The following is a 9480-nucleotide window of genomic DNA, read 5'->3' as shown; positions in this document are numbered from 1 at the left end:
GGGCCGGCCCGTACTCGCGCCGGAGCCCGCGGAGAGCATCGGGCCCGGGCCCGCGCCGGAGGCCGGAGCGCCCGTCACCGCCGCCACTCCGTATCCGGAGGACGAGGCCGCGCCCTCCGCCGAGTCGGCCTCTCTGCGCACGCCCTGGCCCCGCGCCTCGGGACCGGCCTCCGCGCGAGGACCTGTCATCGGCGTACGGCGCTCCCACGATCTGCGCGATCTCGCCTTCGTCCGTACGGCGATGGAGGCCGCCAAGTACCAGGCGGTACGCGGGAATCCGGAGCGGCTGGCGATCGCGCCCGGCGATCTGCGCGGCTACGCGCGCGCTCCCGAGCCCGAGCGGCTGCTCGCCCTGGTCCTCGATCACACCTGCCGAGGCGACTGGCGCTGGCGGGAGGCGCTCGAACCGTTCCTCCAGTGGGCCTATGTCGGCCGGGCGTCCGCGCATGTGGTGGAGATCGGCGGCCGGGACGCGGTGAGCGAGTTACGGGCCGAGTCGTTCGCCGCCCGCAGCGTCCTCGATCCGCGTATCACCGCCGCGCTGGTCCGGCCGCCCGGCCGCGCCACTCCGCTCGCCCACGGCCTCGACCAGGCGGCACAGGCCCTGCGCCGCGCCTTCCAGCACCACCGGGCCGGTCTGGTGGAGGCCTGGCTCGTCGTGGTGACCGACGGCCGCGGCAATGTGCCGCTGGACGCGAGCCGGCGCGGCCTGCCGGCGGACGGTCTGGTCGGCCGCGGCGGTGTGGAGGACGCCCTCGCCGTGGCCGCCCGGATCGGCGGTATGGACCGTACCCGGCTGCACAGCGTCGTCGTCGATCCGCTGCGCCGGCCGTACGCCGAGCTGCCTCATCTCCTCGCGGACGCCCTCGGCGGCAGTGTGATCGAGGGACGGATCACCACCGAGGCGGTGAGCGACGATGGGTGGTGAGCCGCGCCGGCTCGCCCGCCGGCTCTTCGCTACGGCGGGCGCGCGGCTGCCCAGGCAGGCGCAGCGGCCACGCCGTACGCCCGTACCCGCGCACGCCGAGCCGGGCGAGCCCGAAGCCCTGGGCGCGGCGCCGGTGGATCCCGGCGCCCGTCTCCCGCACGGGATGGCGGTGATCAGAGTCGTACGGGGACGCCATCCGAGCGGCCGGGAGGCGTTCGGATTCAGCGCGCGCTGCGGGGGCCTCGCGCCGCTCCCGTACATCTCGGGCGCCACCCAGCTGCGCCCGCCCGCGATCGGCCTCGGCAACGCCCGCGCGGGCGGCGAGGCGCCGTCGGAACTCCTGCGTGCCATCCGCCGCTGGTCGGCCAATCAGCGGCGGCTCGCCGACTGGATCAACCGGGCCCGCGCCGAGCACGGCGCCGGACTGCACCTGCTGATCTGGGACGACACCGGATACGAACTTCCCTGGGAGACGCTCTGGCTGCCCTCGGAGCCCGAACACGGCCTGGCGGGCGGGCTGCTGGGCGCGCTGGTCGTCATGTCGCGCTGGACGACGATTCATGAGCTGGACCACGATCTGCCGCACACTCCCGGCGCCTGCGCCGGCCGGGTGCTCGGCTACTTCCACCGGGAGATGCTGCACGACATCGCCGCCTTCCGGCCCTACGCCCACCAGCCCCATCTGAAGATGAGCTCCTTCCTCGACGCCCTGGACGAGCATCCGGGCGAACCGACCGGACTCGTCTACATGGCCGCCCACGGCACCTACGACGAGCGGCTCAGCGCGCTCTCGCTCGCCGAGGTGACCTGGGCGGAGCTGGACGAGCGGACGATGGCCGTGCTCCACGAGGACCAGGCACTGGTCTGTCTCAACGCCTGTCACTCCGGACGGTTCGTGGACAACGGCGCGGGCGGTGAGGACGCGCTGCGCGGCTTCGCCGAACTCTTCCTCCGCAAGGGCGCGGGCGGTGCCATCGTCACCGCGGGCAAGGTCGGTGACACCGAGGCCCGCGATCTGATCGGGCGGCTGGTACGGGAGGTGACGGCGGAGCCCGAGCGGCCCGTCAGCCACTCGCTGCGCGCCTTCAGGGCCCGTGCGCTGGACGACTTCGGCCCTCTGTCGGACATCCCGCGTATCCAGCATGATGACGGGAAAGTCGACACGGACGGCCAGAAGCGGGTCCTGCGGCTGCTCTACAGCTTCATGTTCCAGTACTACGGGCATCCGCTCACCACACTCCTGCTCACCGGCCGGCAGGGCGACGAAGGAGCGGGAAGGGGCGGACCGTGACCAGCGCGGAGCAGCCTCTGCTGATCGAGCCCGTCGTGAGCCGGCCGCGCGAGGCGGAGGCCGGGCGCACGTATCTGGTCACGGTCGATCTGCGGGGCCCGCTCGGTGCGAGTGATGGGCCGGACGGCGGGCCGGGCGGCGAGTCCGACGGCGCCGGCATCGGCTTTGACTGGCCTTACCAGGACGAGGAGTTCACGTTCACCGTCGGGCTCGACGGCTCGCCGCACTTCGTCTGCGAGGTGCTGGACGATCCCAGCGTCGTACTGCACCGCTTCGGCGGGACATACGGACCGGCGCGCTTCGTCGTGACGGCGGGCCGGACGGCGGGCCCGGCCTCGCTGTGGCTGACGATCAGCAACGAGTGGGGCATGCCCGTACGCAAGGCCGAACTGCGCTGCCGGATCAGGGAGTCGGGTGCCGGCGAGGGCGCGGGCCCGGATGCGGAGATCGTGGGATACGTACCGGAGGCGCCCGGGGAAGCTCCTGCTGAGGATTCCGCCGCCTCCTTACCGGAAGCCCTGCCCGAAGCCGTACCGGACGCTCCGCCACGGCCCAGGCCCGGCAGGCTGCGCGCCCTCCTGGACCGGGCACTCCGCAATCCCGGCGAGTCCGCTCGTGAGGCGCCGCGGAGTGAGGCGCCACCGAGTCAGACGCCGCGGAGTGAGGCGCCACCGAGTCAGGCCCCAATGAGTCCCTTGCCCGAATCCGAGGCCGAGCCGGAGCCCGTGCTCGTGCCCGCGCCTGAGCCCGCGCCCGCGCGCTCCGGAAGCCACTCCGACCAGGAACTCCTGATCGTCTTCGCGGGCTTCAACCGGCCCTGGGCGAGCTGGATCGGCGACCGGCTGGAGCGACGTGGGCTGCGTGTCGCCTATCTGCGGTGGGATCCGCCTTCCGGGACCCCGCTGGAGGAGTCCCTGCGGGATCTGACTCTGGCACCGGGCCGGATCCTGCTCGTCCTCAGCGAGTGGTTCTTCCGGCTGGGCCCGCGCGGCCACGACGAGTGGAACAGGGCGCTGCGCGAGGTGGCCGTCGCCCACTCCGGGCGCTTCGCGGCCGTCTCCGTCACGGGCTCCGTACTGCCCACGGCCGTCTCCGCCCTCGCGCCGGTGGATCTGCTCCATCTGGGAGCCACGGAGGCCGAAAACCGGCTGCTCGCCCGGCTCGGCATGCCCACGGATCCACTGCCGGACAGGGCGGCAGGGCCCGGCCCGCGCTATCCGGTCGAAACTCCCGAGGTGTGGGGCGGAGTGCCACGGCGCAACGTCCGGTTCACCGGCCGGGAAGAGCTGCTGGGCCGGACGCACCGGCTGCTGGCGGACGCGCGCGAAACGGCAGCCCAGGTGGCCCTGGTCGGCATGTCGGGCGTGGGCAAGACGCAGCTCGCCGCGGAGTATGTCTACCGCTTCAGCTCCGACTACGACCTGGTGTGGTGGGTCTCCGCCGACCGCCGCTCCATCCTCCGGCAGCAGCTCGCCGACCTGGCGCCCGCGCTGGGGCTGCGGACAGGCGCCGAATACGGTGAGCGGCTGCGCGCGGTACGGGACGCGCTGCGGCGCGGCGACCCGTACGCACGCTGGCTGCTGGTCCTCGACGGAGCCGACGACATCGAGGCGGTCGCCGATCTGGTGCCGACCGGGCCGGGGCATGTACTGATCACCTCCCGGAACCCGAACTGGGCCGAACACGGCAGCACCGTGGCCGAGGTGCCGGTCTACGACCGGGACGAGTCGGTCGACTTCGTACGCCGCCGCGCGCCGCGGCTGACACACGCCGAGGCCGATCAGCTCGCGGAGTCGCTGGAGGACCTGCCGCTGCTGCTCGACCAGACGGCGGGCTGGCTCAACGAGTCCAGCATGTCGATCGACGAGTACACCGAACTCCTGCGCGGCGGCCGGGGACAGGAGGTCCTGAAGGTCTCGGCCGACTTCCCGATGGCCTTCCAGACCGTCTGGGCGATCCTGCTCAATACGCTCAGGGAGACCGTCCCCGAGTCCGTGGACCTGCTGCGGCTGTGCACGTTCTTCACGCCCGGTGTCATCCCCGTACGGCTGATACGGGACCTGCCGCCGGACGCGCTCCCGGAGCGGCTCCGTCCGCTGGTCGAGGACTCCGTGACATGGGCGCGGGCGGTCGGCAAGCTGCGCGAGTACGCGGTGGTGCGCGCCGTGGGCGACGACGAGCGCGATGTCCCGGATCAGGCGAGCGCCGCGGGACTCCCCGGCACGACGGGCGGTGACACGCTCTATCTGCACCGGATGGTCCATCAGGTCGTCCACCAGGACATGCCCGCGGAGGACCACCGGGAGTTCGTCGAGGTGGCGCGGCGGGCGCTCGCGACGGCGGATCCCGGCAGACCGGCCGATCCGCGGCTCTGGTCCCGGTACGCGGAGATCACGCCGCATCTCAAGTGGGCCGATGTACTCAAGAGCACCGATCCCCCGATCCACACCCTGGTCCTCAACTGCCTGCGTTACATGTACCTTTCGGGCGAGTACGGAGCCGGTATCCGGCTGGCCGAGCGGGCCATGGCCGGCTGGCGGGAACTGCTCGGCACGACCCATCCACGGATCTGGGACCTCAGCCATCACTACGGCAATCTGCTGCGCGCGATCGGTGACTACCGCGGCAGCGAGGCCGTCGACCGCGCCGCCAGTGAACACCTGCGCGCCGAGCACGGCGCCGGGAACCTGGAGTATCTGCGCGCGGCCGGCGGTCTCGCCGCCGATCTGCGCGGTCTCGGCCGCTACCACGACGCCCTTGAACTCTCCCGCACCACGGTCGGACTCTTCGCCTCACTCGTCGGGGAGGAGGACTCCCGCACCCTCAACGCGCAGAACAACCTGGGTGTGTCGCTGCGGCTGCTCGGCCGGTACGAGGAGGCGCTGGAGGTCGACCGGCGCACTCTCGCCTTTCGGACCAGACGGCTTCGGGCACGGCACCCCTGGACGCTCTTCTCCGAGATCAACTACGCCATCGATCTACGGCTGCTGGGCCGCTACCGCGAGGCCGAGTCCGCGCAGGAGCGCAGTGCCCGTATGCACCGGCAGATGCTCGGCGCCGACAATCCGCAGACGCTGCGCGCCGAGCACAATCTGGCGCTCTGCCGTTACCACGCGGGCGACCGGGCCGGCGCCCGGCCGCTGTTCGGCGAGGTGCTGGCGCGCTGTGAGCGGGTGCTCGGCGAGGACGATCCGCTCACGACGATGATCGCGACGAGCCGCGCCTGGGTGGAGCGCGAGACGGGAGACCTGGACGCGGCGCTCACGCGGCACAACGAGGTGGAGCGCCGGTACACCGCGATGCTCGGCCCGGCCCATCCGTTCACCGTGGGCGTCCGGGGCAACCGAGGGCTGACGCTCCTCGCTCTCGGCGAACGGGACGCGGGGCGTGAGGAGATCGAGCGTACGTACGCAGGGATGTGCGAGGCGGTCGGAGTGGACCATCCCTGGGCCATCGGCTGCGCGCTCAACACCGCCGCCGCCCGTTCCCGGACCGGTGACGTGGAGAGCGCGGTGGTGCTGAGCGAAGAGACCGTGGGCCGGGCGCTCCGCGGGCGGGGCGGAGAACATCCGCTGACTCTCCTCTGCCTGCTGGGGCTCGCGGACGATCTGCGGGCGCTGCGGCGGACCTGGGAGGCCGGGAGGGCGGAGGAGGAGGCGCTGAACAGACTGGCGGCCACGCTGGGACCGCAGCACCCGGTGACGGTCGAGGCACGGCAACGGGCAAGGCCGCACTGGGACTTCGAGCCGCTGCTCATCTGAGCCCGGATACGCGGAAGGCCCGGCCCCGCGAAGTCCGCGGAACCGGGCCGAGCCGCACGTACGAGCGTCAGGCGTCGAAGACCTCGCTCACGAGCTGCTGCTGCTCCGCCTGGTGCCGCTTGGCCGAGCCGACCGCCGGCGACGAGGAGTGCGGGCGCGAGATACGCCGCAGCCGCTCGCCGTGCGGGATATCGGCGCCGACCGCCAGGTCCAGATGGTCGATCAGATTGAGCGCGATGAACGGCCAGGCGCCCTGGTTCGCCGGCTCCTCCTGCGCCCACAGATACTTTGCGGCGTTCGGGAACTTGGCGATCTCCGCCTGGAGTTCCGCGCCCGGCAGCGGATACAGCCGCTCGAGACGCAGGATCGCGGTGTCCGTGATGCCGCGCTTCTGCCGCTCGGCGTCCAGGTCGTAGTAGACCTTGCCGGCGCAGAAGACGACCTTGCGCACCGCGTTCGGGTCCACGCTCGTGTCACCGATCACCGGACGGAAGCCGCCGTCGGTGAACTCCTCCGCCTTGGAGGCCGCGGCCTTCAGACGCAGCATCGACTTCGGCGTGAAGACGACGAGCGGCTTGTGGTGCGGGTTGTGGACCTGCCAGCGCAGCAGATGGAAGTAGTTCGACGGCAGCGTCGGCATGGCGACCGTCATGTTGTTCTGCGCGCACATCTGGAGGAAGCGCTCCGGGCGCGCGGACGAGTGGTCCGGGCCCTGGCCCTCGTAGCCGTGCGGCAGCAGCAGCGTGACGCCGGAGGTCTGGCCCCACTTCTGCTCGGCCGAGGAGATGAACTCGTCCACGACCGTCTGCGCGCCGTTGACGAAGTCACCGAACTGGGCCTCCCACATCACCAGCGCGTCCGGCCTGGCCAGTGAGTAGCCGTACTCGAAGCCCATCGCCGCGTACTCGCTGAGCAGCGAGTCGTAGACGTTGTAACGGGCCTGCTCGCCGGTGAGGTACTGGAGCGGTGTGTAGTCCTCGCCGGTCTCCTGGTCGACCAGGACCGCGTGGCGCTGGCCGAACGTACCGCGGCGGGTGTCCTGGCCGGAGAGCCGGACCGGAGTGCCCTCCATCAGCAGCGAGCCGATGGCGAGCGTCTCGCCCATGCCCCAGTCGATCGTGCCGTCGTCCACCGAGGACGCGCGGCGCTGGAGCTGCGGCAGCAGCCGGGGATGGACGGTGACCGTGTCCGGGATGTTGACCTGCGACTCGGCGATCCGCTTGACGACCTCTCCCGAGACACCGGTGGCGACGGAGACCGGGAACTCGGCCTGGGCATCGGGCACCTGGGCCGGCGCGGGCTGCGAGGTGGCCTCGCGGACCTCCGCGAAGACCTTCTCCAGCTGGCCCTGGAAGTCCTGGAGCGCCTGCTCCGCCTCTTCCAGCGTGATGTCGCCGCGGCCGATCAGCGACTCGGTGTAGAGCTTGCGCACCGAGCGCTTCTTGTCGATCAGCCGGACCATCTGCGGATTGGTGAACTGCGGGTTGTCGCCCTCGTTGTGACCGCGGCGGCGGTAGCAGATGAGGTCGATCACCACGTCCTTGTTGAACGTCTGGCGAAACTCGAAGGCGAGCCGCGCGACACGGACCACGGCCTCCGGGTCGTCGCCGTTCACATGGATGATCGGTGCCTCGATCATGCGGGCGACATCGGTCGCGTACATGGAGGAGCGCGAGGACTCCGGCGAGGCGGTGAAGCCGACCTGGTTGTTGATCACGATATGTACCGTGCCGCCGGTGCGGTAGCCGCGGAGCTGCGACATGTTGAGCGTCTCGGCGACGACGCCCTGGCCGGCGAAGGCCGCGTCGCCGTGGAGCGCGAGCGGCAGCACCGTGAAGTCCGTGCCGCCCTTGTTGATGATGTCCTGCTTGGCGCGGACGACGCCCTCCAGGACCGGGTCGACCGCCTCCAGATGCGACGGGTTGGCGGTCAGCGAGACCTTGATCTGCTCGCCGTCCAGACCGGTGAAGGTGCCCTCGGCGCCCAGGTGGTACTTCACATCGCCGGAGCCGTGCATCGACTTCGGGTCGAGGTTGCCCTCGAACTCGCGGAAGATCTGCGCGTACGACTTGCCCACGATGTTCGCGAGGACGTTCAGCCGGCCGCGGTGGGCCATACCGATGACGACCTCGTCCAGCCGAGACTCGGCGGCGGCGTCCAGAACGGCGTCGAGCAGCGGGATGACGGACTCGCCGCCCTCCAGCGAGAACCGCTTCTGGCCGACGTACTTGGTCTGGAGGAACGTCTCGAACGCCTCGGCCGCGTTGAGCCGGCGCAGGATGCGCAGCTGCTCCTCGCGCTCCGGCTTGGCGTGCGGGCGCTCCACCCGGTCCTGGATCCACTTGCGCTGCTTCGGGTCCTGGATGTGCATGAACTCGATGCCGGTGGTGCGGCAGTACGAGTCGCGCAGCACGCCGAGGATGTCGCGCAGCTTCATCATCGACTTGCCGGCGAAGCCGCCGACCGCGAACTCCCGCTCCAGGTCCCACAGTGTGAGCCCGTGCTCGGTGATGTCCAGGTCGGGGTGCTTGCGCTGGAGGTAGTCCAACGGGTCGGTGTCGGCCATGACATGGCCGCGCACCCGGTAGGAGTGGATCAGCTCGAAGACGCGCGCGGGCTTGGTGACGTCCTCGTCGTGCGAGGCGTCGATGTCCTTGAGCCAGCGGACCGGCTCGTACGGGATGCGCAGCGCCTGGAAGATCTCGTCGTAGAAGTCGTTCTCGCCGAGGAGGAGCTGGCTGACGATCCGCAGGAACTCGCCGGAGGCGGCGCCCTGGATGACACGGTGGTCATAGGTCGAGGTCAGTGTCATGACCTTGGAGATGCCCAGCTTGTTCAGGGTGTCCTGCGAAGTGCCCTGGAACTCGGCCGGGTAGTCCATCGAGCCGACGCCCATGATGACCGACTGACCGGGCATCAGACGCGGTACGGAGTGGACCGTACCGAGGCCGCCCGGGTTGGTCAGCGAGACGGTGACGCCCGTGAAGTCGTCCATCGTCAGCTTGTTGGCGCGGGCGCGGCGGACGATGTCCTCGTACGCCTGCCAGAACTCGAAGAAGTTGAGCGTCTCGGCCTTCTTGATGCCGGCGACGACGAGCTGGCGGTCGCCGTTCGGCTTCACCAGGTCGATGGCCAGACCGAAGTTGACGTGCTCGGGCTTGACCAGCGTCGGCTTGCCGTCGCGCTCCGCGTAGGAGTAGTTCATCGACGGCATCGCCTTGAGCGCCTGCACCATCGCGTACCCGATGAGGTGCGTGAAGGAGATCTTGCCGCCGCGTGCGCGCTTGAGGTGGTTGTTGATGACGATGCGGTTGTCGAAGAGCAGCTTCACCGGGACGGCGCGCACGGAGGTGGCCGTGGGCAGTTCCAGCGAGGCGTTCATGTTCTTCACGACGGCGGCCGACGGGCCGCGCAGCGTCACATACTCCGGGCCCTCGGCCGCCGTGGCGGGCTTCGCCGGGGCCGGAGCGGCCTTGGCGGCCGGGGCGGCGGCCGGAGCC

The 9480-nt window shown here is 70.8% G+C and carries 3 protein-coding genes and 1 pseudogene; 3 read left to right on the top strand and 1 reads right to left on the bottom strand.

Features of this window, described 5'->3' with window-relative positions; all coding sequences use genetic code 11:
* The 3 genes and pseudogenes from GA0115259_RS40290 to fxsT form a co-directional block, all read left to right on the top strand.
* Positions 1–928 (top strand): annotated as a pseudogene (locus GA0115259_RS40290) (hypothetical protein); the annotation flags it as partial.
* Complete coding sequence (locus GA0115259_RS14440; protein ID WP_093596202.1) at positions 918–2219, top strand: CHAT domain-containing protein; 1302 nt, start codon at positions 918–920, stop codon at positions 2217–2219. The pseudogene GA0115259_RS40290 and the gene GA0115259_RS14440, both read left to right, overlap by 11 nt.
* Before the next feature lie 686 nt (positions 2220–2905).
* Complete coding sequence (fxsT, locus tag GA0115259_RS14435; RefSeq protein WP_093596205.1) at positions 2906–5980, top strand: FxSxx-COOH system tetratricopeptide repeat protein; 3075 nt, start codon at positions 2906–2908, stop codon at positions 5978–5980.
* A 67-nt stretch (positions 5981–6047) separates the two neighbouring features.
* Here fxsT and GA0115259_RS14430 read toward each other — a convergent pair.
* Positions 6048–9480 (bottom strand): multifunctional oxoglutarate decarboxylase/oxoglutarate dehydrogenase thiamine pyrophosphate-binding subunit/dihydrolipoyllysine-residue succinyltransferase subunit (locus tag GA0115259_RS14430; protein WP_093596198.1); only part of this gene is annotated, 3433 nt, incomplete at its 5' end.

Source organism: Streptomyces sp. MnatMP-M17, from assembly GCF_900091995.1.
In the GTDB taxonomy this organism is placed as follows: domain Bacteria; phylum Actinomycetota; class Actinomycetes; order Streptomycetales; family Streptomycetaceae; genus Streptomyces.
The sequence above is the reverse complement of the archived record's forward strand: the minus strand, read 5'-3'. Positions and strand labels throughout refer to the sequence as shown.